The organism is Acinetobacter sp. WCHAc060042, from assembly GCF_003231195.1.
In the GTDB taxonomy this organism is placed as follows: Bacteria; Pseudomonadota; Gammaproteobacteria; order Pseudomonadales; family Moraxellaceae; genus Acinetobacter.
In genome coordinates, this window is record NZ_QKVN01000021.1 from 1 (window position 1) to 25809 (window position 25809).

Annotated in this window: 20 protein-coding genes; 11 read left to right on the top strand and 9 right to left on the bottom strand. The window is 38.8% G+C overall.

All coding sequences use genetic code 11. The annotated features are described in order from the left end of the window. The 9 genes from tssC to DPG01_RS10410 all read left to right on the top strand — a co-directional run. A partial coding sequence (tssC, locus tag DPG01_RS10370; RefSeq protein WP_110975022.1) for a type VI secretion system contractile sheath large subunit occupies positions 1 to 919 on the top strand: 919 nt, incomplete at its 5' end. 47 nt (positions 920 to 966) lie between these two features. Beyond that, entirely contained in the window at positions 967 to 1470 is a 504-nt protein-coding gene (locus DPG01_RS10375; RefSeq protein WP_086210616.1) for an Hcp family type VI secretion system effector, read from the top strand. A gap of 68 nt (positions 1471 to 1538) precedes the next feature. After that, the gene (gene tssE / locus DPG01_RS10380) at positions 1539 to 2015 is read left to right on the top strand and encodes a type VI secretion system baseplate subunit TssE (protein WP_110975023.1); all 477 of its coding nucleotides are present in this window, start codon (positions 1539 to 1541) and stop codon (positions 2013 to 2015) included. 11 nt (positions 2016 to 2026) lie between these two features. Continuing rightward, positions 2027 to 3835 carry a type VI secretion system baseplate subunit TssF gene (gene tssF / locus DPG01_RS10385; protein WP_110975024.1) on the top strand — a complete coding sequence of 603 codons (1809 nt, stop codon included), beginning with the start codon at positions 2027 to 2029 and terminating at the stop codon, positions 3833 to 3835. Next, a complete protein-coding gene (gene tssG, locus DPG01_RS10390; RefSeq protein ID WP_110975025.1) occupies positions 3799 to 4791 on the top strand; it encodes a type VI secretion system baseplate subunit TssG in 993 nt (330 codons plus the stop codon). Before tssF ends, tssG begins: the two co-directional genes overlap by 37 nt. A 1-nt stretch (position 4792) precedes the next feature. Continuing rightward, positions 4793 to 6232 carry a hypothetical protein gene (locus DPG01_RS10395; RefSeq protein ID WP_110975026.1) on the top strand — a complete coding sequence of 480 codons (1440 nt, stop codon included), beginning with the start codon at positions 4793 to 4795 and terminating at the stop codon, positions 6230 to 6232. A gap of 24 nt (positions 6233 to 6256) precedes the next feature. Beyond that, positions 6257 to 10078, top strand: a complete 3822-nt coding sequence (tssM, locus tag DPG01_RS10400) for a type VI secretion system membrane subunit TssM (protein WP_110975027.1) — start codon at positions 6257 to 6259, stop codon at positions 10076 to 10078. Positions 10079 to 10114: 36 nt separating this feature from the next. Then, positions 10115 to 11071, top strand: a complete 957-nt coding sequence (tagF, locus tag DPG01_RS10405; protein ID WP_110975028.1) for a type VI secretion system-associated protein TagF — start codon at positions 10115 to 10117, stop codon at positions 11069 to 11071. Positions 11072 to 11077: 6 nt separating this feature from the next. Further along, positions 11078 to 11842, top strand: coding sequence for an OmpA family protein (locus DPG01_RS10410; protein ID WP_110975029.1), 765 nt, complete (start codon positions 11078 to 11080; stop codon positions 11840 to 11842). 577 nt (positions 11843 to 12419) lie between these two features. On the opposite strand, the gene DPG01_RS10415 is transcribed toward DPG01_RS10410, so the two are convergent. From DPG01_RS10415 to DPG01_RS10450, 8 genes are all read right to left on the bottom strand, one after another. Further along, positions 12420 to 12629, bottom strand: coding sequence for a hypothetical protein (locus DPG01_RS10415; RefSeq protein WP_110975030.1), 210 nt, complete (start codon positions 12627 to 12629; stop codon positions 12420 to 12422). A 72-nt stretch (positions 12630 to 12701) separates the two neighbouring features. After that, on the bottom strand, positions 12702 to 12923 hold the full coding sequence (locus DPG01_RS10420; RefSeq protein ID WP_110975031.1) for a hypothetical protein: 222 nt from the start codon (positions 12921 to 12923) through the stop codon (positions 12702 to 12704). Between the two features lie 576 nt (positions 12924 to 13499). Then, positions 13500 to 14558, bottom strand: coding sequence for a 2,3-butanediol dehydrogenase (locus DPG01_RS10425; RefSeq protein ID WP_110975032.1), 1059 nt, complete (start codon positions 14556 to 14558; stop codon positions 13500 to 13502). 21 nt (positions 14559 to 14579) lie between these two features. Continuing rightward, positions 14580 to 15365 (bottom strand): acetoin reductase, encoded by a 786-nt coding sequence (locus DPG01_RS10430; protein ID WP_110975033.1) that lies wholly within the window; start codon positions 15363 to 15365, stop codon positions 14580 to 14582. An 11-nt stretch (positions 15366 to 15376) separates the two neighbouring features. Further along, positions 15377 to 16777, bottom strand: coding sequence for a dihydrolipoyl dehydrogenase (lpdA, locus tag DPG01_RS10435; protein WP_110975034.1), 1401 nt, complete (start codon positions 16775 to 16777; stop codon positions 15377 to 15379). 11 nt (positions 16778 to 16788) lie between these two features. Beyond that, entirely contained in the window at positions 16789 to 18324 is a 1536-nt protein-coding gene (locus tag DPG01_RS10440; RefSeq protein ID WP_110975035.1) for a 2-oxo acid dehydrogenase subunit E2, read from the bottom strand. Position 18325: 1 nt separating this feature from the next. Beyond that, positions 18326 to 19345 carry an alpha-ketoacid dehydrogenase subunit beta gene (locus DPG01_RS10445; protein WP_110975036.1) on the bottom strand — a complete coding sequence of 340 codons (1020 nt, stop codon included), beginning with the start codon at positions 19343 to 19345 and terminating at the stop codon, positions 18326 to 18328. A gap of 15 nt (positions 19346 to 19360) precedes the next feature. Then, positions 19361 to 20323 carry a thiamine pyrophosphate-dependent dehydrogenase E1 component subunit alpha gene (locus DPG01_RS10450; RefSeq protein ID WP_110975037.1) on the bottom strand — a complete coding sequence of 321 codons (963 nt, stop codon included), beginning with the start codon at positions 20321 to 20323 and terminating at the stop codon, positions 19361 to 19363. Positions 20324 to 20665: 342 nt separating this feature from the next. Between DPG01_RS10450 and lipA the strand changes: the two genes are divergently transcribed. Further along, positions 20666 to 21640, top strand: a complete 975-nt coding sequence (gene lipA / locus DPG01_RS10455; protein WP_086210527.1) for a lipoyl synthase — start codon at positions 20666 to 20668, stop codon at positions 21638 to 21640. A 256-nt stretch (positions 21641 to 21896) separates the two neighbouring features. Continuing rightward, positions 21897 to 22988 carry a transcriptional regulator gene (locus DPG01_RS10460; protein WP_110975038.1) on the top strand — a complete coding sequence of 364 codons (1092 nt, stop codon included), beginning with the start codon at positions 21897 to 21899 and terminating at the stop codon, positions 22986 to 22988. 237 nt (positions 22989 to 23225) lie between these two features. Here the strand turns inward: DPG01_RS10460 and DPG01_RS10465 are convergent, their stop codons facing one another. Continuing rightward, the gene (locus DPG01_RS10465) at positions 23226 to 25649 is read right to left on the bottom strand and encodes a TonB-dependent receptor (protein WP_110975039.1); all 2424 of its coding nucleotides are present in this window, start codon (positions 25647 to 25649) and stop codon (positions 23226 to 23228) included. Between the last annotated feature and the right edge of the window lie 160 nt (positions 25650 to 25809).

Genomic DNA, 25809 nt, shown 5'->3' on the forward strand with positions numbered 1-25809 from the left:
ATTTATCTCTGCAGCAGATTCAAGCATTTTAGGCCTAGAATCTTTTACAGATATAGACCGCCCTCGAGAGGTTTCAAAAATCTTCGAGACGGCTGAATATGTGCAATGGCGCTCATTCCGTGAAAGTGATGATGCGCGATATGTGGCATTGACCATGCCACGAGTACTAGGCCGTTTGCCATATCACCCTAAAGAAGGTACTGCGACCGAAGGCTTTAATTTTGTCGAAGAAGTGACTGGACAAAATCATCATGACTATTTATGGATGAATGCTGCTTATGCATTTGCAACCCGTTTAACCAATGCTTTTGATATGCATGGTTGGTGTGCAGCGATTCGTGGTGTAGAAGGTGGCGGTTTAGTAGAGGGCTTACCTGTCCACACGTTTAAGACCAATGATGGTGAGGTTGTCTTTAAATGTCCAACTGAGATTGCAATTACAGACCGTCGCGAAAAAGAACTCAGTGATCTGGGCTTCATTCCGCTTGTCCATTGCAAAAATACAGATTACGCAGCATTTTTTGGCGCACAGTCGACGCAGAAACCTAAAAAGTATGATAGCGATTCTGCGAACGCAAACTCAGCTTTATCAAGTCAAATTCAATACATTATGGCAGTGTCACGTATTGCACATTATCTAAAAGCCATGATGCGGGATAAAGTCGGTAGCTTCGCATCTGCTGGAAATGTCGAAGCATTTTTAAATGAATGGTTAGCCCAATATATCTTACTTGATGACGGCGCTTCACAAGAAGCGAAAGCGCAATACCCACTTCGTGAAGCCTCTGTCAAAGTTGTAGAGAATCCTGCACAGCCAGGGCACTACAAATCTGTGGTTTTCTTAAGACCACATTTCCAGTTGGACGAGTTGTCAGTATCACTGCGACTTGTTACTGAATTACCTCAGTCCTCAAATTAATTTTGAATGCCAACACATAATAACTTTAAAATAGGAAAATATTAAAAATGAAAGATATATACGTACAATTTCGTGGTAAGTACAAAGTCGATGGTGAATCACGCGATGCTGAACATAAAGGCTGGTTGGAGGTAAATTCTTGGTCACATAACATTCGCCAGCCGAAGTCCGCAACATCCTCAAGTGTAGGTGGCCATACAGCTGAGCGTGTAGAACACTCTGACATGATTTTTGTGAAAGATTTAGATGCAACCAGCCCAAAGCTATGGGAAGCATGTTCAGCGGGATATACCTTTGACGAAGTTCAGATTGATTTTTATCGAGCGAATGGTGATAAACGTATTAAATATCTGCAAATCAAGTTAAAGCATGTGTTGGTTTCAAGTGTTACACCAACAGTGAGTGAAGAAGGTGTACCAATTGAGAGCTTCGGTTTGAAATATGCCGCAGTGGAATGGACGTATAACCAGCAAGATATTAATGGTACGCAAAAAGGTGCAGTAACCAAGAAATGGTCACTGTCAAATAATACCGCATCGTACGCTGCATAAATATGCTTCAAAAATAAGGGCTAACTTATATTAGCCCTTATTTTTCATGTAGGAAAATTCTAGTCAATATGAACCTAGATCAAATTTATCCATATGGTTTTAGAAAAACACTATTTGACCGATTGTTGCCTACAAATGAGCAGGATCGGCAGGGGATGTCTCTTCAAGAGTTGCGCGAGTCTGTCGCGTATGATTTAGAAGAATTACTTAATAGTCGTATGGCAAATTTCGACTCAGTTATTGATGCGTTTCCCTTAGTAAAAAAATCCATTTTACAGTTTGGGATCATTGATTTTGTTGGGCTTTCGACGGCTAACCCCTTAGACCGAGATAAAATATGTCAGTCTATCGCATGTTCTATTACCGCACATGAGCCAAGACTAAAACAGGTTAAAGTCGAAATGTTATTTGATGGGCAGAATATGGGAGCTTTATGTTTGAGTATTCAAGCTTATTTAAATATTCATCCATTGTATGAGCCTGTTATTTTTGATGCTTTACTCAAACCAACAACACAACAATATGTTATTTCTGCACGATCTTAATTGGGTGATTTGTGATTGAAGAGTTATTACCTTACTATGAAAAACAATTACAAGAATTTGGACAGCAATCACGCGAATTTGCACAAAAATATCCTAAAATTGCTCAACGGTTGTCTTTAAACCAAGAACAAATTGATGATCCGCATATTGAGCGCTTAATTCAGTCTTTTTCTTTGATTGCAGCTAGAATTGATAAAAAACTTGTAGACAGTTATGACGTCTTTACACGATCACTGTTTGAGGTGATGTTTCCACAATATTTAAAGCCTTTTCCTGCATGTACTATACTTAGTTTGGAAGATTTAAATAAGTGTAAACAATTAACAGAAGCACATGTTGTTCCGAAGAATACCACGATTAAGTCACGTAGTTTTAAAGGAGTGCAGTGCGAATTTAATACCACCCAAGAGTTAAAACTATTACCACTTGAGTTGTGTCAACTCAGTTTTAAAACACATCCCAGTGCACATATACACTTAAATCAAAACGCTACCCTTACTTTAGGTTTTAATCTTTTTAATCAATCTCAGCACATTTTAGAAAAAGAATGCTTACCTATTTATCTGGATGCTATATCTAATTTTCCACTCCAGGTTTTGGATGCAGTGTTTCAATCAAATACTGGGTTTTCATTGAAATACGGTCATCATCTGATTGATATTAAAAATCCTTTTTGTACTCAAGGTTTCTCAGAAGATGAAAGCTTACTGCCATTAGATCAGCATACACATCATGCTTATCGGTTATTGATGGAGTATTTTTGCTTCCCCGAAAAGTTTAGCTTTCTAAATATGAAGTTAGATTTTTTAAAACATCTAGATAAAGGTCAGCATTATTTTGAAATTTTAATTCACCTAAAACTTAATTTAAATGATCAAGTGAATATCAAAAATTACTCAGAATTAAATATTGCAAACTTTAAATTATATGTTACTCCAGCAGTGAATTTATTTAGGAAACAAGCAGAACCACAGAAAATAAATCATAAGCAATTAGAATACCCTTTAATTACAGATGCACATCATCCTGAGTATTATCAAACATATAGTATTACTAGAATGCAGATGATCCGTGAAAAATCAAATCAAGAACAAACAGCATTTGATATTTATCCTTTTTTTGCAATGAGTCATTATCAAGATCCAGATACTCAATTTTTTTATAGTTTAAATTCAGCCCATTTGCATAATAAATATACAGAAACAGTATATAGTATTATCTCAAAGCAGCTTTCGCCAGAAAGCACTAAATCAGACTTCATTAGTACACAATTACTGTGTTCCAATCGTGACTTACCCCATGAAGCGTTAAGTCAGACTAATAGTATTCTGAGTTTGAATGACAATAGTCTTGCACGGCGAGCGGTGGTTCTAAAAAGACCCAATAAACCCTATGTTTTTGAAAAAAATAAAAAAGAACAATGGAGAATTATTTCACATCTTTCATTAAATACTTTGTCCTTAATGAAAGGAGAGACCTTAAGTCATATTAAGGAATTACTTGAACTCTATAATTTACCCAAATCAAAAGAAAATCAACTGATTATTAATTCAATTCAAATGGTTGATTTTTCTCTTACTCAAAAAATGGTAGAGGCAAAACCTTTTCCATTATTTGTCCGTGGTTTAAAAGTAAAACTAGCGATTGATTCAAAGGTTTTCCGGGGGCATAGCTTATTCATTTTTAGCCAGCTTTTAGCACATGTTTTCAATTTAAAAGTACACATGAACAGTTTTGTTGATGTTGTTATATCCGATGCTTATACACAACAGGAGTTATACCAATGCGTACAGAACGTTGGTGGCAAGACACTTCTGTAATTGGGGCCTTGATTGAACAACCGCGTGCCTTTGAGTTTATTCAAGCAACACGATTATTACGGCAGACGGCAGATTCAAACAAGGAAATCAAGGGAGATTGGGCCAAGCCATTTAGATTTCATAGTTCTTTAAATCTTAATTTTCCCGATACAGAGATTGAAAGTTTTAGTCTTGATGAGGAGAAAATTCATTTAACCAATTTAATGGTCGGGCTAACAGGTATTCATGGAAGCTTACCCTATAGTTATACCCAGAAAATTAGACACAGTCCCCGTATCCAACGCGAGGAGACTATTCATTTTTTAGGTTTGTTCAATCATAAGTTGACGACCCAATATGTCGATGCATGTTTGGCTTATCATTTACCTGTGCGCTATGAAATTGAAGCAGAGAACCATTATTTAGATATTTTGCACGCTCTTAATGGATATATTCGCTCACAGCACCATCAACCAGATTTAGATGATTATTTTGCTGAATTTGCAGGTTTAATGCAGGGGCAAAATAATACAGTACATGCTTTGAAGACCATGTTGAGTGCTGTGCTTAAACAAAATATCAAGGTTTCTGAGTTCATCGAAGAAAAATTTACTCTGTCTGTTGATCAGAGAACAGTGCTTGGAGGAAATGGAAACCTTTTGGGAATGAATACTTTTTGTGGTGAAACGATACGTCAAATTGACGAAAAGATAGAGATAGTGATCGGCCCAGTTTCTTATAGCGAATATTTAACGTTTTTACCGGAAAAAGAAAATAGCGAAAAAATTAAACGGATTTTGTCTACTTGGTTGAGCCCAACACTCGCGGTTGATTTAAGGCTCATTCTAAATAAAAACGATATTCAACCGTTACATCTGAATTCAACAACCACTATGGGCTTATCCCAAGGTGCTTTTTTAATGCCTAAACAGAAAGATCACAACGCTGAAACCTGTTATGCACTGATGGGAATGTGACATGCTTAAACTTTTTATTGCAACACTTGTGAGCTCATTGCTACTGGTGTGTGGTGTGGTTGTTTTTTATTGGCGTGATACTGGTTATGACCCAAGTGCAATTGATTTAGTTCGTCATTTGCTTTTACTTCCCTTATTGATCAGTGTGATTTTATGGTTGCCTTGGGCTATCTACAGAGTATGGAAAGCACAACAACAACGTAAAGAGCAACGAAAGCAAGATGAGTTGGCACAAAGTCAACAGATAGAAGCTGTAGAAAAACAAGCAAAACCTGTTGATATCGAATGGATCCAACTTAATATTTATTCTTCAGCTGCTTATAGTGCTTTGGGAGAAAATGAAACAATTATTGATGAACTGCAAAAGTTTAAAAGCCCTGAGTTAGATACTCAATTACAGAATAATTATGGGCTTCCAATGTTGTCCTATCGTATACAAGCGCTAGACAATGTCATTACAAATGCAGATAAAGAAGATGAATTTGAGATAGAGCATCCTCGTCACCAGCGTATTCAAGCATTGATTGAGCATCAACTTGAACAGCATGCTGAAACATTGTGGCAAATTGCGCAGCACTTAAAACAATCTGCGTTATTTTATGACAGCGAGTTAGCTTATGAATATCGAATGCATCCCGCTTGGATTGATCCGAATAGTGAATATGCATCTGATGTACAAGACAATCAGGAAAGCATTAAAAGTGTAACGAAACTGAATCGTATTCATATCCATATTTTGTTATCTGAGTCGGTTTTACATTTTTGGAATGAAGCACAAAGTTTTGAAATTGTGGAGCATTATTTAAGGTCTTTAGGGATCATCACTGCGCAAATCCAAATTGAACATCATTATTTGAGTCAAGAAACTGCCTATAAAGATTGGGTGTTGTTGTTGGCACAACTGTCTAAGCAACTAGAAGAAATTTCATTGATTCTTAATGTTGACTCTGAAATTGATCAAGAGTTGCTAGATGAAAAAACATGGCTGACGGATCGTTACTTACCCTCAGAATATGCATCGAGTTGGTGTTTGGCTGCATCTTTTTTACAACTATTAGAGACTACACCACAAAAAAAACTGAATATTGGTTTAAATGTGGACAATATCTTAGATCAACTTCCAACTGAGCACATAGTGAGCTTAGAGCAATTGAAGCCCGTTCAGCCTTTTGTGTTGATATTGGATGATATGACAAATATTCCAACCATAAAAAAGGTCAATCATGCTTTTAGTCAAAGCCATATTGAGCCACACCATTTTATTTATACAAAACAAAGTCTTGGTGATACGCAGCATTTGGCTAAAGTATTCGGTTTTATGCTGAGTATGCATTTTCCAGATGAACTTATGACAATGATCTATAGCGTAGATCAATCTTCAACGCATTGCTTTATACAAGCGTATGAAGATATGAATGAAAAATTAGCACAATCCATTTAAATTAAAAAAGAATAAGAGAGTAACGTGAATTCTTTATTTTACAACGTATTAGGTTATATTTGGCAGTATGTGACGAATCCTAAGGCCATTATCGCTTTATCTTGTTTTGTTGCGTTATTTGCAATGTATAACACGATTCCCGCCAAAGTTTTTTGGGCTTTAATGATCTGTTATGTATTAGGGCTTGTGATTTGGGGTGTGTATTTATTGATTATGCGTCGTCGGCATGCTGCACAAGGTGAGGTGCTTGCTGATGCCATTGCCCATGATACGAAAGCTGAATATGGAAAGAAGAAAAGCAACGATGAGCTTCATTTGATTCAACAACAAATGAAAGAGTCTATCCAATTGATTCGGAAATCTAAACTAGGCGATAAGAAAGGCAATGCAGCCTTATATGAATTGCCATGGTATATGGTGATTGGTAATCCCGCTGCTGGAAAAAGCTCAGCCATTTATAACTCGGGTCTAAAATTTCCTTTTGAAGAGACACATCAAAGATCAGTTTCTGCCGGTTTAAGTGGAACACGCCAGTGTGATTGGTTTTTTTCAACAGAAGGAGTCTTATTGGACACCGCAGGGCGTTACTCCATTTATGCGGATGACCATTTTGAGTGGTTAGGTTTATTAAATATTCTAAAAAAGAATCGTTCCAAGGCACCTATTAACGGTTTGATTGTGATTGTGAGTATTGCTGAGTTAGTCAGTAATAGCCCTGAAAAATCAATTAAACTTGCGAAAAATTTACGTGCACGTATTCAAGATCTAACTGAACGTTTAGAGGTTTTCTCTCCAGTTTATCTGGTTTTTTCGAAAATGGATTTGATTGCTGGTTTTACAGAGTTTTTTGAATGCTATGAAGTGAACGAGTTTGATCAGGTTTGGGGCGCAACGTTACCTTATAATACAGATGCATCAAACCATGCGGTTGAGTTATTTGAGAAACATTATTCAATTTTATACGACGGTTTGAAAGGGGTGAGTACCACACATCTTAGCCGTCGACACGCTCAGAATATCTCGCCAAGCGTAATGACTTTTCCTTTGGAGTTTAAGAGCTTAAAGCCTGCATTGAAAACGTTTATTGGTACACTTTTCGAAGATAATCCTTATCAATTTAAGCCTGTTTTTCGTGGTTTTTATTTCACGAGTGCGCTACAAGAAGGTATCATCGAAAGCCCAATGACTGAACAAATTGCACAAGACTTTTTATTACAGAAAGGTTTGGGTAATGACAGCGGTATTCCAACACGTTCAATTTCACAAAATCATGGTTATTTTTTAAAAGGTCTATTTTCAGACGTTATTTTAAAAGACAAAAACTTAGTTAAGCAACACATCAACCCAACGCGTAAACGTCAACGGTATATTGCATTCGTTACCGCTTTATTTGGTGTGGCTCTTATTTTAAGTCTATGGGTTTGGTCTTATCGTAATAATCAACAGCTGATTACCGATGTACAGGCTGACTTAGAAAAGGTTGTGTTACTTGAAAAACAGTCAGGTCAAGAGTTGTCCACACAGCTTAACGCACTGTTAATTTTACAAGAACGTATGCAACAACTCGATCAATTTGAGCAAGATCGACCACTAAAGTTTGCTTTTGGTTTATATCAAGGAGATGAGCTGCATGAGAAGCTTAAAACTGAATACTTAAAAGGTGTTCAACAAATTATATTGGTTCCAACGCAGCAAAATATTACTCAATATTTACAACGTGTTAAAGCCAATGAAGAGCAATTGCGAACCAATCATAGCAATGTAAAGCTAGCACCTGTTTCAAAAACACAGCAATATTTAGAGCCGAGTGATACGAATCCACAAGATGCATACAATGCATTAAAAGCCTATTTGATGATGGGTAATGCTCAATATATGGATGCCAGTCATTTAAGTGACCAAGTGACTCGCTTTTGGCGGTCGTGGTTAGACAATAATCGTGGACAAATGCCACGCGGTGAAATGATTCAAAAAGCGGAGCAAGTGCTGTCATATAGCATGACTTTAACAAATGATCCTAAGTTTCCAGTCCTAAGCTCAGATAGTCTGGTGGTGGATCAAGCACGTCAAGTCTTGTTGTCTGTAGTACGAGGCATGCCTGCACGAGATCGTGTTTATAATGAACTCAAAATGCGCGCAGCAGTTCGTTATCCTGCATTGACCATAAAACAGATGTTGGGTGAGACGAATCAAAATACAATTTTAGGTAGTTATGCACTACCAGGCATGTTTACACATGCCGCATGGTCTGAATATATCGAACAAGCTATTGATGAAGTTGCCAAGCGCCCAACAGACACCAAAGATTGGGTGCTAAATAGCACGCAATCTGACGATTTAAGCTTTAGCGGTAGCCCAGATCAAATCAGAAAACAGCTAACTGACTTATATAAAAAGGAATATATTGCGGAGTGGAGAAAATTTCTGACGGGCATACATTATGCGAAAGCAAGTGATTATGCTCAACAAACGAATTTTATCCAAGTTTTAGGTGAACCAGAAAACTCACCAATTCGCAGCGTGTTTGATCGAGTTGCGACAGAGACTAGTTGGGATAATCCTGTTGTAATGGCTGAACTTGCAGCACCACAGACTGGATTTGTTGCTTGGTTTAAACGTAAAGTCTTAAGACGTGATGATGCAAAACTTAATGCAACTATCTTAAATCAAGCTCAAGGGCCTATTTCCAAAGAGTTTCAAATGTTTTATCAGTTGGTCCGTAAACGTGATGATCAACAAAATAAATCTTTGCTTGATGAATATATGCAGTCTTTGGCACAAGTTCGTAGCAAATTCAATGATCTAAAAAGCTCTGGTGACGTTGGGCCAGCTACAATAAGCTTGGTTAAATCTACCATTAATGAGCAAAATTCGGTATTCAATACAACGCAAAAACTGGTAGATGAAAAAATGTCTGTTGGGTTGTCTGAGCCAGATCAAAAAATACTACAAAAGCTACTTATGTCACCCCTTACACAGTCATTTGAGAGTTTAATTACTCCAGCACAAGATGAGATGAATAAACTTTGGCAAATGCAGGTATATCAACCATTTAATAGTGGTTTGAGTAAGAAATATCCGTTTAACTCTTCTGCAACTTTACAAGCCACCAGCAGTGAGATCAGTCAAGTTCTCGGGGAGAATGGCAGTATTGCACGTTATGTAAAAGAGACACTTGATCCGTTGGTCATTCGTCGTGGATATACTTTGACATCGAAGACTTGGAAAGATCTAGGTATCAGTTTGAATCCACAATTTGTTGTAAATTTTCAAACTTATGTTGCGCCAAGTCGTGGCATGGCCACAGGAGAGTTAAATCAAACTTCATCTGCACCAGTAGCCCAAAATCAATCTAATTTTCAATTTTACCCAATTGAAAATACTAAACTTCTATCATATACCATTGATATTGATGGACAACGTATGCTCTATGAAAATGGGGTTCAGCAGTGGGTGAACTTTGTTTGGCCAAATGCAGGTGCAATTCCAGGTGCACGTATTACAGCTATTGATTTAGATGGAAAAACCCATACGATTTTTGAGGCTCCAGGTGAGTACGGGATTAATCGTTTAATTGACAGTGCACAACGTACGCAACGTGGAGGAAGCTATGAAATGATATGGAAAAATCAACAAAATCCTGAACTTGCTGTAAAAGTTAACTTCCGTTTAATCAGCGGGGATGCTAGTGGTGGAGTAGGAGGGCAACGTAGCTATAACGGTATGCAATTAGTTGATCAAGTGGTTTCAACTAAATCCGTTCGTGTGGTGGCTGCACAAACAGCACCTGTAGCAACAGCGGTGAGTTTAAAAGCTCCTACAAATTTGCAGGAGCCACGTTCATGATTTTATGGAAGACATGGGATAAGGAGGCGTGCCGATATGGATGAACTGCGTACATTGCCTTTATATTATGGAAAATACCCAGCACATGGCGATTTCTTAAAAACACGTGGACAATATGCTTTAATTCAGGTGATTGACCAATGGATTACGGAAGCTTTAGAACATGCGATGCAATCGGAAAACTTTGCTCAAGCTTATGAGAAATTACCATCATTAGACTTTTTCATTGCAAACCCACAAGAAAATCATTTTCTTGTGGCAAATTTAATTGCAAGCCATGATAGTTCAGGGCGCCAATTTCCAATGGTCTTAAGCCATTTATTGGAGGTTGATGATAGTTTCCAGCATATTATTTATGCACCATACCGCTATAAACAAACTTTGATTGATTTGTTTCAAAAAAACCGTGTAATGCGGTCACTACGCGATGAAAATATATTATTGGATAAGTTGACGAAATTACAGAATGAAATTCAGGTTTTTAATCATGTTGAAGCCTCTGCATTTTATGAACATCATACAATCCACTCATTTGCACAATTACTAAAAATTAGTAGTTACGAGTTTGCCCAAAGTATGATTGGATTAGGTTTGTTGCTACAACCAGTTATTCAGCAAGGGACGAGTCGCCTTACCAAAGTTTTGATTTTACCTATTCATAACGCTGCTTATTGCTACGAAATTGCAGCTTTTTGGGTCAAGTTAATCAGTTATTTTATTCAAAATCAAAATGCAGAGCTCTTGATAGGCATCTCTCATGACGAAAAACCGATCTTACTATTTGGTTTTCAAGGTGCTGATATTCTGACATTAAGTGAAATTTTTACACAGAAAATGGATACAGGTCGTTGGGTTTCATTGGTCAATGCAAATTGGATCGACCCTTATTTAGAACAAAATGCTGGTTTGGCAACCCTTGAACAAGCATTAAGTGAGAGGCAATTAAGCTTAATGCAAGGCGTAAAAATTTTTAAAAAAACATTTATAGATTAATGAGATATGAAAATAAATTATAGAATTAAAACAACGGAAATTCTATTCAGTTTAACACTGTTTTTCGGTGTCAACGTTTGGGCAGAGCCGGTTATTGTAGAAGGCATTGTTCCCAATCAAGCCAGTAAGCAAACCATATTAGCTAAAATGTACAGCATTTATGGTGCAGATCAAATTATTGATAAAATACAAGTTAAAGCTGTAAATGCACCATCGGGTTGGAGTGAGTCTGTAGCGAATTTGGTGATTCCAGAGCTAAAAAAAGTACATCAAGGGAAATTGTCCGTACGTGGTACGCAGATGGAACTCAATGGAAAAGTAATGAACTCAACGGATATCCAGCCCATAACAAACTTATTTCAGGGTTTAGTCATACCGCCTTATCGCTTAAATACGCAATTTTCTGTAAATCAGGCAGAACAACAAATTATTGATGATACGCTTAAAAATCGAATTATCGAATTTGAATCTGGCAGTGCCATTTTAGCTGTAAGCGGGACACAGATTTTAGATGAAATGGCGCTGGCTTTAAATAAGGTTGGAGGAAAGAAAGTCCGAATTGTTGGGCATACAGATAGTTCTGGTGATGCGACAAAGAATCTAGCTTTAAGTAAAGAGCGAGCTATTGCTGTAAAAAACTATTTGCTCAACAAGCATATCGCTGAAGAGCGTTTAAGTGTTGAAGGAATGGGAGCAAATAAACCTGTTGCTGATAATGCTACGGCTGATGGGCGCAAGAAGAATCGTCGAATTGAATTTGATGTGATATAACTTATTTATAAGAAGCTACATATAAGTGGCTTTTTATAAATAAGTTATATTTCGTATAATGTATATTATGTTAAATGACTTATAAACTGTCACAACGCAACGCTAGCGCTCGCACTATCGCTGTGACAGCCGTTGACAGCTTGAACTGGAACGCTGTCAACGGTAATTCATGTAACATAATATAGAGTTATGCGAAATCCTCACGCCTATATCTAATCAGCTTAATAATTGAGTACAGAATCGTTTCAAAGCGATTCTACGCAAATTATTAAGATGAACATTGCATTGTGTCGCATTCGCTAAATAAGCCCTCTTAGAGCCTATATCGGAATGTATTCAGAGATGGGATTAATCTTATTGTATTTTGACACTGGCTAGACAGCCAGCTTTAGCAGCATAGACATGCTGTATTTACTTGAATTCAATTCATTACTTATCAAAACAACAAAACCGCTTTGTTAGCGGTCTTGTAGTCTTTCAGACTGGAACTAAAGATTACAGCAGTAATATTTAGCTTATAAAAAACCCTTGAAACATAGATGAATCAAGGGTTTTAAGATTTAAAAACAGAAAATAATTAAATTTTTAAATCAATTTCAGACAAATCATAATATTGACCACAAACCAATATTTCATGGTTACCATTTAAAGCAATAGCAACAGTTTCTACAACACCCCGGACATGAATACCTTCTGGAAAATTGTCTTTAATTTCATCACGTATCAAAACAGAAAATGAAACCTCTTTGCCAAGCAAAGACAAAACAGTAATATGTGAAACAGCCATGATGATCTCCTCATAAGATCGTTGTGGTTAGCTCAATAGATGAGGTGCGAACTTATCTATTGAGCGATTAAATTATAAAGAACCTTGCTCAATAACCTTAAGCATATAACGCTTAAGTTCAGAACTAGATGAAGACTGATTTTCCTTGCAAATCCTACTAAATTCACTTTTCAAAGCACTATTAACTCTAAAAGTAACAACTGCGTCCAAATCAGAAATATTAGATTTAATTTTTTGAACATTTAATTTTTTGTTTGCAGCACTAGAAAGCGCAATGAAATCGTCAGGAGTCATAATAAAGCCTATACTTTGTATAAACAAAATATAAACTAAGTTTATATATAGTCAATACTAAAAAAGAAAATAAAATCATAAATTCATGTTTTTTATAAGATTAAAAATTTAATAAAAAATATAGAAATAAAGAAAAGTAAATTAAAAAACGTTAAGTTATTGAAAAATAATTAAATACGACGCAAATATGCGTCATAAGTCCACCATTAAAGAATGTGGACTTTTTTCGCTTTTACGTCCTCCGCCTCCTCACGCCTCGTACCTCGTTGTCGTCGTTGTCGTCCGTAGACGCTTGGAAGTCGCATAACTTAATTTTATGTTAAATTGAGTACCTAAGGCTGTGGCCTACGCAACCTGAGTTGGTGCCACAGATCAGCATCGTGAATCTGCACAATTATATTCACGATGCTGACTACACAAATGAACATAATATACGTTATGCCGAAATCTACGCGCGCAGCCTATCAATGTGATGATCGAGTTTTATAAAAAATTGATACAAATATTAGAATGAGTCTGCATATACAGACTCATTCTCTGTCACTATGTATTACATAAAGTTGTATCGAAGCCTAACTACGGATGAACAATAATTTTTACAGCAGACTCATTATTGTGAATTAGTGTTTCAAAGCCTTTAGAAACAAGATCATCTAATGCAATACGTTGGGTAATGAAAGGTTCCAGATTAATCTTACCTTGCTCGACTAAACGGATGGTTTCCTGATGGTCATTGACATAAGCAATCGTGCCACGAATATCGAGCTCTTTCATAACCACACTATGCACATTAATTGTGGCAGGATGGCTCCAAATAGAAACAATCACGACTACCCCTGTTGGTTTCATCGCTGCCACCAGTGTATCCATCACTTTATTAACACTACTACATTCAAAAGCGACATCAACACCACTGTCTTCCGTAATTTTCATCACTTCAGCGACCACATCAACCTTAGATGGATCTAGCACATAATCTGCAACACCCGCTTCTATCGCTTTTTCTTTACGTTTTGCACTCAATTCAGTAATGATGACCGTGAGACCTTTAGCCTTTAAAATGGCTGATAAAAGTAAGCCTATAGGGCCTGCTCCACCAACCAGTGCGATATCACCAGCTTTTGCACCACTTCGTACATAGGCATGATGACCAACGGACAAAGGTTCTATCAATGCTGCTTGGTCTAAGGGAATATCATTTGAAATAGGGTGTACCCAACGGCGCTGCACCGCAATTTTTTCAGAAAGACCACCACCGCGTCCGCCTAAACCAATAAAGTTCATATTTTTTGATAAATGATACTTATCATTGGGGCCAGTCGGTACATCATCCGCAATAATGTAGGGTTCAACGACGACATGTTGCCCAATTTGGATATCATCTACACCCTCACCAACTGCATAAACCACGCCTGAAAATTCATGTCCCATTGTTACAGGTGCAGATTCTCCCGAAATTGGGTGTGGATGACCACAAGGTGGAATAAAAATAGGGCCTTCCATGAATTCATGTAAATCTGTACCGCAAATACCGCACCATGCAACTTGAATTCCCACTGTGCCTGGAAGTACTTTCGGTTCAGGGATATCTTCAATTCGAATATCCCCTCGATCATAAAAACGAGCTGCTTTCATTCTGTATTCCTTATGTTGATATTAACGGTAAACCATTCCACCATCTGTCAAAATAGACTGACCTGTAATGTAGTTTGTATCCTCACTGGCTAAAAATGCAACTAATGCAGCCACATCATCTGGTGTTTCAGCACGTCCTAAAGCAATACCATCTACATATTTTTTATACGTTTGACCAATTGGTGCACCTGTAATTTCAGAGAACCGCTGATCTATTTCGACCCACATGTCTGTGCCTACAACACCTGGGCAATAACTATTTACAGTAATTTCAGCACTGGCATATTCTTTAGCTGCAACTTGTGTCAATGCACGAACTGCAAATTTAGTTGCCGAATAAACACCGAGTAAAGCAAAACCTTCATGACCTGCGATTGAGCAGGCATTAATAATTTTTCCAGCCTGTTGGCGTTGTTTAAATTTATTTGCTGTGGCTTGAATCCCCCAAAGTACACCACCGACATTGATGTTCATGATTTGGTTAAATTCATTCGGTGTTACTTCTGCCAAAGCTTTGACTTGTGCAATCCCTGCATTATTGATCATGATATCAAAACCATTAAGTGTCAATTCGGCATGATCAATTGCATGACTGACTTGTATTGGATCTGAAATATCCGCAATAAATGTGGTGGCTTTTACGCCAAAAGCTTCAACCTCTTGTTGAACAGCATTTAACTTTTCCTGATGAAGATCAACCAAGGCAATATGAACACCTTCTTGTGCCAAACGTAAGGCAATACCGCGTCCAATTCCTTGTGCTGCACCCGTAATTAATGCAACTTTATTGTTTAAACCTCTAGGCATGTTGCGACTCCTTAGATATGAATGGCACGTTGCATCGCCGACAATACCGACTCATGCATCGCCTCAGATAAAGTAGGATGAGGGAAAATGACCTGTGCTAAGCTTTCATCCGTTGCTTCTAGGTATTTTGCGATGGCAAAACCGTGAATGTGTTCGGTGACTTCATGTCCGACCATGTGAGCACCCAACAATTCACCCGTTTCCTGACTAAAAATGGTTTTAACAAATCCTGCGCTATCGCCCAAAGCCAATGCTTTACCATTGGCTTGTAAAGGGAACTTACCCACATTGATATTCAAGCCCGCAGCTTTCGCTTTCTGTTCTGTCAAACCAATACTGGCCACTTGCGGATGGGTAAAAATACAGCCCGGAATTTGTGTACGATCTAAAGCATGTACATGACTTAGCCCCGCTATTTTCTCCACACAAAGAATGGCTTCATGACTGGCTTTGTGTGCCAAACACGGTGCGCCTGCGACATCACCAATTGCATAAACGCCCACAACATTGGTTTTACAGCATGAGTCAACTTTGATAAAACCATTCTCAAGTTCAATGCCCAAAGCTTCTAGGCCCAGATTTTCAGCATTCGGTTTCACACCAATAGCTGAAAGCACTTTTTCAACGCTAATGATTTGCATACCTGTTGCAGTTTCAATATGACAATGCACTTGAGCCTGATCAGTTTCTATTTTTTTTACGGTCGCTTCGGTTAAAACCTGCATACCCTGCTGTTCAAATTGCTTTTGTACATACTTCGCAACTTCAATGTCTTCGCTAGGGAGAATCTGCTTTGCGATATCAACCAAGGTGACTTGGCAGCCTAAGTCTTGGTATAGGCTTGCAAACTCACTGCCTATAGCACCCGAACCAATGACCAGTAAAGATTTTGGTAATTGTTCTGGAACTAAAGCTTCTTTATAACTCCAGACCTGATGGCCATCTACAGGAATATGAGGCAAATTGGCTGCACGTGCACCTGTTGCGACAATAATATGCGGTGCAGAAATCTGCTGTTTTTGACCATTTGCATCAATAAGTTCTAATTGCTCTTTGGCAATAAACTGGGCTGTTGCGTTAAAAACAGTGATTTGATTCTTTTTCAATAATTGCCCGATACCTTGCACCAGTTGCTCAGAAACCTGTCTGCTATGACGGACCAGTTTTTGAATGTCAAAATCAACCGCGTTAAGAGTAAAGCCAAACTGCTCTGCATGTTTGAACTGCTGCGCAAGCGCAGCCCCGCTCAATAATGCCTTGGTTGGAATACATCCCCAATTAAGACATACTCCACCTAAGTGTTGTTTTTCAACGATTGCTGTTTTTAATCCCAGTTGCGCTGCGCGAATCGCAGCGACATATCCTCCAGGACCAGCACCAATAACCACAAGATCAAATTGTGTATCTGACATGGCTATTCCTCCTACACCAAAATTAATGCAGGATTTTCGACAAACTGCTTAAATGCCGATAGGAATTGAGCACCTAACGCACCATCAATGACACGATGATCACAAGACAATGTTGCTGTCACCATTTGACGAACAACAATCTCATCATTTTCGACGACCGCACGTTTCTCTGCTGCACCTAGGGCCAGAATTGCACCTTGAGGTGGGTTAATAATGGCATCAAACTGTTGAATACCAAGCATTCCCAAATTGGAAATGCTGAAACTGCCGCCTTGAAACTCATCAGGTGCTAATTTTCCAGTTTTGGCTCGTGTCGCCAGATCACGCATATCATTAGAAATTTGCGCCAAAGATTTACGGTTTGCTGCTTTAATAATTGGCGTGATCAGTCCGTTTTCGATGGCCACAGCAACCGAAATATCAGCCTGTTCAAACTGTAAAATTTGCTGATTTTCTTCATCAAACTGAACATTGACCTGTGGAACTTTGATTAGTGCGGCGGCAGCAGCTTTAATCAGCATATCGTTAATGGACAGTTTGACTTGCGGTACAGTACTGTTAATTTGCTGACGCAAAGCCTGAACCGACTCAACATTTAAGTCTATCGTTAAGCGAAAATGTGGAGCATTGCGTTTTGCTGCTTGTAGCCGTGCAGCGATAGCTTTACGCATACCATTCATAGCCACGGTGGTGAATTTTGCGGACTCTGTCGGATACGTCTGCTCAGTATGTTGAGCTTGTACAGGGTTTTCCCGTTGATAGACTGCTTCAACATCTTCCTTACAGACTCGTCCACGTGAACCCGATGCACGACAATCATGTAAATTAATGGCCCATTGTTTTGCCAAACGGCGGGCAACAGGTGTCGCTAGAACATAACTGTCATCTGCTTTAGATTTCGTGGCTTTCGTACTGGCTTGATGACGTACATCTGGCCAAGAACCACCAGCAACTTGAACTGCGGCCTGAATATCTTGAACACTGATACGGCCTTCACGTCCAGAACCCGTAATCTGAGCCAAGTTCACATTATGCTTTTCAGCCAATTTCAAGGCATGTGGCGTTGCAAAAATATCATCGCTTTGTTGGAAGCCTTGTAACGTAGCAGGAATTGAATATCCACCCTGAGCCACAACTTTTGATGCATGACCAACACTGTTCTGTTTAGGCGTAGCTTGTACTTTGGTTTCAACTTGAGCCACAGCTACTTTTTCAGGAACCGCTGCTACCGCTTTATGTTCAGTTACAGCAGGTGTTCCACCTAAGGACTGTGCAAATGCTGCAACTTCTGCATCGGAAACTTGAGCGTCTGCACAAATTGCAATGACTCCACCTACAACAAGGGTGTCACCATCTTTAGCAATAATTTTTCGTAGCAAGCCATCAAAAGGTGCCTCCAATACATTGACGATTTTTGTGGTTTCAATTTCACAAATATCCTGTCCTTTACTAAATTGCGTACCTTCCTGAATCAGCCATTGGGCAATTGTGCCCTCTTCCATGGACAAACCCCATTTTGGGATTTCTAAGGTTTTAATTTCGCTCATCCTAAGCCTCCAACGTCTTACGTACAGCCTGCTCGATGCGTTCTACACTGGGTAGCCATTCTTTTTCTAATACTGGTGAAAATGGTACGGGTGAGTGTGGTGGAGTGACTAACTCGATTGGTGCTTTAAGATAATGAAAGCCTTTCTGTGCAATGAGTGCAGCCACATCATGTCCGAAACCACAACGCGCTGCAGATTCATCTACAATCACCACACGACCTGTTGAAGCCACTGACTCTAAAATACCGTCTTCATCTAATGGCGAAATGGTTCGAGGGTCAACCACTTCAACCGAAATGCCTTCTTTTGCGAGCTTATCAGCGACTTCATTGGCACGATGCACCATCAGGCTTAAGGCAATAATAGTAATATCAGTGCCTTCACGAGTGTAATTTGCGACACCAAAAGGAATGGTGTAAGCCTCATCTGGCACGTCACCCTTAATGTCATACAATAATTTGTGTTCACAAAAGACCACTGGGTCGTCATCTCGAATGGCTTGAATCAACAACCCTTTCACATCATAGGCGCTCGAAGGCACCACCACTTTTAAGCCTGGCACTGAGGCAAACACGTTATATGGCGACTGAGAATGCTGTGCTGCGGCAGAAAATCCTGCACCGATCATGCCTCGCACGACGAGTGGAGCTTTGGCTTTGCCACCAAACATGTAGCGGAATTTAGCCGCTTGGTTATACAACATGTCATAACACACGCCGTAAAAATCCATGAACATTAAATCGGCCACAGGTCTTAAACCTGTTGCAGCAGCACCTGCTGCCATACCAATAATCGCCGACTCTGTAATTGGGGTATCAATGACTCGCTCAGAACCAAATTCAGTCCATAAGCCTTTGGTTACACCAAGTACACCGCCAAAACCTTCCAGTTTATTGTCATCGGTATTTTTACCACCATGCCCACCACGAACATCTTCACCAACCACAATGACACTTGGGTCTCGGCGCATTTCTAATTCAATTGCTTCTTTAATCGCATTTCGATAACTTTTATTTGGCATTTTTCTACTATTCCTTTAGTAAGAGACGTAAACATCAGTAAGTAGCTGAGAGACTTCTGGGTATTTAGCTGCACGTGCTTTTGCAACGGCATCGTCTACATTGGCTTTAGACTGGGCATCAATTGCATCCAGTTTGGCTTCCTCAATTTTGCCTTTGATTTTTTCACGGAATATTTTCAATGGATCTTTATGCTCTTTGACATAATCCAGTTCTTCTTTGGAACGAATAAGTCCCGGATCACCTTCAAAATGTCCATAAAAACGGTTGGTTACAGTTTCAATCACACTTGGACCTTCACCACGGCGGGCACGTTCAATGGCTTTTTGTGCAACTTCATACACAGCAAAAAAGTCTGTTCCGTCTACCTTTTCAGCAGGTAAGCCAAAACCTGCTGCTCGACCTGCAATGTCTTTACTGCCTACGGCATAGTCATGTGCAGTACCTTCACCAAAACCGTTATTTTCAAAAACAAAAATGACAGGGAGCTTTAACACCACAGCCATATTAATAGCTTCAAAAGTTAAGCCCTGATTTGACCCGCCATCACCCGTAAATGACAGACCAATCCCACCATTCTTGAGTGTTTTGGCGCTTAAAGCAGCCCCAATCGCTAAAGGTGGGCCACCACCCACAATACCGTTTGCACCGAGCATGCCTTTATCTAAGTCGGCAATGTGCATGGAACCGCCTTTTCCACGACACAAACCATCATCTTTGCCAAAAATTTCTAACATCATGGCGTGAATATCGCAGCCCTTAGCAATACAATGTCCGTGACCACGATGCGTTGATGTAATGAAGTCCTTATCTGTTAAATTTTCACAAATCCCGACTGCAACAGCCTCCTCACCGCTATATAAATGGATGAAACCGGGGATATCACCTGTATTATTTTCATCGTGAAGTCGATCCTCAAATTCACGAATGTCGCGCATTCTTTTGTATGCTGCTAGCAATTGCTCTTCCGTTAATTGCATATCTTTGTTCCTTATTAACTACGCTTAAAAGAAAATCCAAAAATGAGTGATTGGATTTTTAAACCGTATATTTATATAAAGATATTTTTATTTAATTTAATATTAGACTAAAAAAATATTATTCCTAAAAATATAAGATAAATATGAAAAACAAAAAGTTATGAAATTAAAAATCTTTGTAAAATTTTACAATAGTTCAATCACCTATGAAAACAAACCTTTAACCAACCTTTATTTTATATGATAAGTTTTTTGCACTGTTTTAATATTATTAATGCAACTCAAAGAGCTTATTTAATATCAGGATCTATATTAATTATTTTAAACGACGGAGTGTTTGAAATGGATTTAAATAACACAGTATTAACAGGAAAGAAGTTACGTGGCGCTGAAAAAATGGCACGTATTCCGATTAAAGTTATTCAGACAGAAACAACACCGAAAAAACCAGAATGGATTCGTACTAAAATCAGTCAACCAGAAGAAGTACAAATCATCAAGGATTTACTACGACAACAAAAACTACATACCGTTTGTGAAGAAGCGGCTTGCCCTAATTTGCCTCAATGCTTTAGCGGTGGAACTGCAACGTTTATGATCATGGGAGATATTTGTACCCGACGTTGTCCTTTTTGTGATGTTGCTCACGGTCGACCAAATGTATTGGATCTTAATGAGCCCAAGCATTTGGCTGAAACAGTGAAAAATCTAAAATTAAAATATGTTGTGATTACTTCTGTTGATCGGGATGATTTGAAAGATGGAGGAGCACAGCATTTTGCTGATTGTATTCGAGAAATTCGTGAAACCAGTCCAGAGACTTTGATTGAGATTTTGGTTCCTGATTTTCGTGGTCGTGCAGATCTTGCACTCAAGATTCTGAGCCAAAACCCACCCGATGTTTTTAATCATAATATTGAAACCGTTCCACGTCTATATAAAGCCATGCGACCGGGATCTAACTATCAGCACTCGTTGGATTTACTCCAGAAATTTAAACACTACTGTCCAGATATCCCAACCAAATGTGGTTTGATGGTCGGTTTAGGAGAGGTTGAGGCTGAGGTTATCGTGTTGTTAAATGATTTGAAAGATTATCAAGTTGACTATGTCACAATTGGTCAATACTTACAGCCATCCAAGTCTCACGCGCCAATTCATCGCTTTGTTACATTACAAGAGTTTAAGCATTATCAAACTCATGGAGTGCGCTTGGCGTTTAAAAACATTTGGAGTGCGCCATTAGTGAGATCAAGTTATTTTGCTGACCGTCAGTATTATGGCGAGTCTGTACCTGCCCCATATATACGTGAATGACTTTTCATTATTTACATGCTTCATTGATAAATATAACAGTTACGTTTATTAACATTTCAGATGGAAATAGTCATTTTCAGCCCATAAGAACACTTTTAAAGTAACCTAAAGGTACAGAAAGCTAAATTGAGATGGTTTAATAAACCAAAGAAAAACAATTTTAAGCCTGAGCAAGAAAATGGCATGAATGACTATAATCTGAAAACTGATCTATAACGTTTAAAAATATTACAGTCTCATCATAAAGGAATATGATATGAACCTGTTCAATACCGCATCTGCAAAGAAGCTGCAAACAACCCATTTAATTAATCAGCACATCGTTCATGCCGCCCCTGTCTTGGCTTTGCCAGAAGAGGATCAAACCTCTTTATTTCGTCGCTCTATCCAACACAATTATGCTGATTTATTAAGAATAGCCAATGATTCTGACATGGCTATTGGTTTGACAGACCATCAGGGTACGCTTTTATGGACATGGAGTAGTTCCGCAATGCTCTCTTCTGCTGAACAGGTTCATTTTATTGAGGGTGGACACTGGTCTACACAGGCGGTTGGAACCAATGCCATTGGCATGACCTTGAACAGTCAAATGTCAAGTTGTGTCTATTCTCATGAAAACCAAATGGATAGTGTTCGGGACTGGGTCTGTTATGCCGCACCGATCTGGGATCCAACATCAGGTCAATTTCATGGCATTATTAATCTTTCCACAAAATATAAAAAACATACCCCTTTAGGGCTACTTGCCGTTGAACGCTGTTCAGACTTAATACAGAGGACTATCAAATTTGAACAGCAAAATTTTTTATATATTAAAGCACTAGGTTCACCTTGGGTCCAATTTAATGGACATACATTGAACTTGAGTCACCGTCAAATTGAAATACTTTGTATTTTAGCCTTGCATCCTTATGGTATTGGTTTAGACGAATTACACTATGCCCTTTATGGTGAACGTAATGTTAGTATAAAAACCCTCAAAGCTGAGCTTTCACAACTTCGTAGCCTGCTTCCGCATTGCATTGAGGCACGTATTTATAAACTCACCTGCGAGGTTCAATGTGACTTTTTACGTGCTGAACACTCGTTGAATGCAAATCTTATTGCCAGTACATTCTCGCTATATAAAGGTAGCTTTTTATCTAAATCAGAAAGTCCTTTACTCAGCACATGGAGGCATTGTTTTGATGCTCGTTTAAGCCGGTTGATTTATCAAATGGAAGATATAGATCAACTGCTACGAATTATTGGGCAGACACATGACCGGATTGATGCTGTACAACGTCTACTAGAATTGCTACCGCAGGACAGTATTCATCGTAACTATTTTCTAGATCTTATTTAGATCCAGTGGCTGACTTTAAATTTAATAAATACTAAGTTAAAGACTATATTCCCAAATCTGATCTTACTTTTTATTAAAGTTCGGCATCGTCAATATGTAAATTATATTCACAAGTTTAGAATGAGGGCGGATTCTTCCTAAAACCCTCTCCCTAGCCCTCTCCTTTAAAAAGGAGAAGGAACTTTCATTGTGATTTTAATACAGCTCAAAAAATGACTGATGCAAGAAATCCATTAACTAAAAGCTGTATTTAATACTTGCCCCTACTGTTCGAGGTTGTGCAGCAGAGCCTGCATAAACACCATTTCCAGAATTAACCAAACCTAAGTAATAGTGTTTATCCAAGGCATTTTTTGCCCAAATAGATATATCGACGTCGTTTTTACCATGAGGAATACGAATACCTGTGGTTAAATTCAATACCCCATAACTTGGAATTTTAGAATAAATTGAATTATTTACATCTGAAAAAGTCTCTGAGCGCCAACCATAGTTAACTAAACTATAGTGCTGTGCATTGGCAAACACGTCATGCTGATGCTGAACAGTCAAATTTGCCGTCCAACGTGGCGCACCATTGACGCGATTGCCCGAAATATCACGGTAACCCTTGCCATAGCCGCTATCACTTGTCCCCCCGGCACCATTAAACTCTTCAAAAGGTGTCGGTGCTGTTCCCGAATCAAAAGTTGCATCCGTATATGCGGCATTGAAGTTTAGGGAAAATTGACGGTTCAGTTTCGCCTTTAAATCAATTTCGACACCTTGACTGGTCAAATCTCCAACGTTGGTCAACAGACCTAAAAACTGGTTGCCTAAAGCAATATTGGTGACAGCCTGATAGTCTTTAATTTTGGTATAAAAGGCGTTGATATTTGCATATAAGCGCTGATCTAACCATGTAGTTTTTAGTCCAATTTCAATGTTTTCGGCTTTTTCTGGGTCGATATTTAAAGCATCATTACCTAGAATAGCAGCAGGCGTGGCAACACTATTGATATTAAAGCCGCCTGATTTTTCCCCTGTAGAGAAAGTTGCGAAACCTAAAATATTGGGTTTAAACGCGTAACTTGCTGTCACCAACCCCGAAACACTGTTGTCTTTCCTTGATAAAGGCCCCGAATTAAATGCTTTAAATAAAGGGCTTAGTGATGCATAGATAATAGGCTCCACGTTATTTTGTTGAACTTCGCCACTTTTACGTTCAGAAGTTAAACGGAGTCCTGTGGTTAAATCAAACTTGTCTGTCGCATGCCATGTCGACTGTCCAAATAAAGCATAACTGTCAGTGGTTGAACGACCTGTCCCTGAGAGATAGGCATTGTTCGGATAGGCCGTTGTGAGTGCTGCTGCATCCGCCCCCGTACGATATGCATTGTTACTGCTAATATCTTGATAGAAATAATAGCCCCCGACGACATAGTCGAAAGTATCACTGCTTGGTGAGGCTAGGCGGACTTCCTGAGAAAACTGATCTTGCTCAACTTCAAAGCCACCTGTAATACCATCTAAAGGGGTAAAGTCTAAATCATTCTTGGGTTTAAAATTCCAATCTCGCCATGCTGTAATTGAGGTTAGCTTAAAACCATTGTCAAACAACCAGTTGGCTTCTGCAGAAGCAGCACTTTGGTCTACTTTAGATTGCTGTTCGGCATCGAAGTCGACTTTATAATCATAGGGATTACGGTCAATATTTTTTGCACCGAGCAATTTAGCACGCTCTGCATAGGTTGTTGCATTTGAACCTGCTACGCCTAACGGTAAATAGCTGGCTGGATTTCCATTTGGATTCCAAGGCGCAAAGCTATAAGGCACCAAAGAACCTGTGCTTGAATCTTCGCGATTATGCTCAGCAATAATTCTTAGACTAAACGCATCGTCAGGTTTATATAAAAGTTGTCCTCTCGCACCAAAGCGATTAATTTCATTGAGATCTTCACCTGTATGAGTATTTTCAACCCAACCATCATCATGGGTTCCATAAGCCGATAATCGAACAGCTACAGTATCAGACAAAGGTTGATTGATCGTCGCCTTCGCTTGTTTATAGCCACGCTCACCTACCGAAATTTCAGCACTCCCTTCTCGATCAAAAATGGGTTGCTTCGATGTAATATTTAAAACTCCTGCTGTGGTGTTTTTACCAAATAGAGTTCCTTGTGGCCCACGCAGTAAATCAATTTGTTCAATATCTAATAGGTCAAATACCGCTTGTCCCTGTCGCCCTAAATAAACATTATCCAAGTAAATCCCTACACTGCCTTCCAAGCCTTCATTGGCAGTATTATTACCAATCCCTCGCACAGCCACACTAGATTGTCGCGCATGAATAAATTGTGAGGTGAAGTTAGGCAGTTGTTGTTGTAAATCTTGTACCTGATAAATCTTGGCTTCTTCAAGCTGTTTACCTTTCAGCACTGTAATCGGTGCTGGAACTTTTTGTTCACTTTCCACCCGTCTACGGGCAGTAACTGTAACTGTTTCAAGCTGAATCGCATCTACATTTTGCTCACTGGCTTTTAGATGTTCAATGTCAGTCTGTGATTCTTCTGCATAAAGGCATTGTGATGCTGCCGCGATTGCAACAGACAGTGTGGTGAATATAAATGGTCTTGATGCGACCACGCGAAATCCTGCTACTTTCAATGTGTTTAAACTCATGATTTACCCCGAAAAAATTGTGTTTTAAGTGCATGTACTGCGAAAATTGGCCATTTTAGAAGTCAAAAACTGCTCTTACTTTTCGATTGAAAAATAATATTTAAATGATCCAATAACGTTTTTTGAGTATCTAAGCGAATCAACATCGCTCAAGTTGTAT

Coding starts and splice junctions, on each gene's coding strand:
- tssE (WP_110975023.1), top strand. CDS start 1,539: ATGAACCTAGATCAAATTTATCCATATGGTTTTAGAAAAACACTATTT.
- DPG01_RS10465 (WP_110975039.1), bottom strand. CDS start 25,649: ATGAGTTTAAACACATTGAAAGTAGCAGGATTTCGCGTGGTCGCATCA.
- lipA (WP_086210527.1), top strand. CDS start 20,666: ATGGATTTAAATAACACAGTATTAACAGGAAAGAAGTTACGTGGCGCT.
- DPG01_RS10375 (WP_086210616.1), top strand. CDS start 967: ATGAAAGATATATACGTACAATTTCGTGGTAAGTACAAAGTCGATGGT.
- DPG01_RS10440 (WP_110975035.1), bottom strand. CDS start 18,324: ATGAGCGAAATTAAAACCTTAGAAATCCCAAAATGGGGTTTGTCCATG.
- DPG01_RS10445 (WP_110975036.1), bottom strand. CDS start 19,345: ATGCCAAATAAAAGTTATCGAAATGCGATTAAAGAAGCAATTGAATTA.
- tagF (WP_110975028.1), top strand. CDS start 10,115: ATGGATGAACTGCGTACATTGCCTTTATATTATGGAAAATACCCAGCA.
- DPG01_RS10450 (WP_110975037.1), bottom strand. CDS start 20,323: ATGCAATTAACGGAAGAGCAATTGCTAGCAGCATACAAAAGAATGCGC.
- tssG (WP_110975025.1), top strand. CDS start 3,799: ATGCGTACAGAACGTTGGTGGCAAGACACTTCTGTAATTGGGGCCTTG.
- DPG01_RS10460 (WP_110975038.1), top strand. CDS start 21,897: ATGAACCTGTTCAATACCGCATCTGCAAAGAAGCTGCAAACAACCCAT.
- DPG01_RS10430 (WP_110975033.1), bottom strand. CDS start 15,365: ATGCCTAGAGGTTTAAACAATAAAGTTGCATTAATTACGGGTGCAGCA.
- lpdA (WP_110975034.1), bottom strand. CDS start 16,777: ATGTCAGATACACAATTTGATCTTGTGGTTATTGGTGCTGGTCCTGGA.
- DPG01_RS10425 (WP_110975032.1), bottom strand. CDS start 14,558: ATGAAAGCAGCTCGTTTTTATGATCGAGGGGATATTCGAATTGAAGAT.
- DPG01_RS10415 (WP_110975030.1), bottom strand. CDS start 12,629: ATGGCTGTTTCACATATTACTGTTTTGTCTTTGCTTGGCAAAGAGGTT.
- DPG01_RS10420 (WP_110975031.1), bottom strand. CDS start 12,923: ATGACTCCTGACGATTTCATTGCGCTTTCTAGTGCTGCAAACAAAAAA.
- DPG01_RS10395 (WP_110975026.1), top strand. CDS start 4,793: ATGCTTAAACTTTTTATTGCAACACTTGTGAGCTCATTGCTACTGGTG.
- DPG01_RS10410 (WP_110975029.1), top strand. CDS start 11,078: ATGAAAATAAATTATAGAATTAAAACAACGGAAATTCTATTCAGTTTA.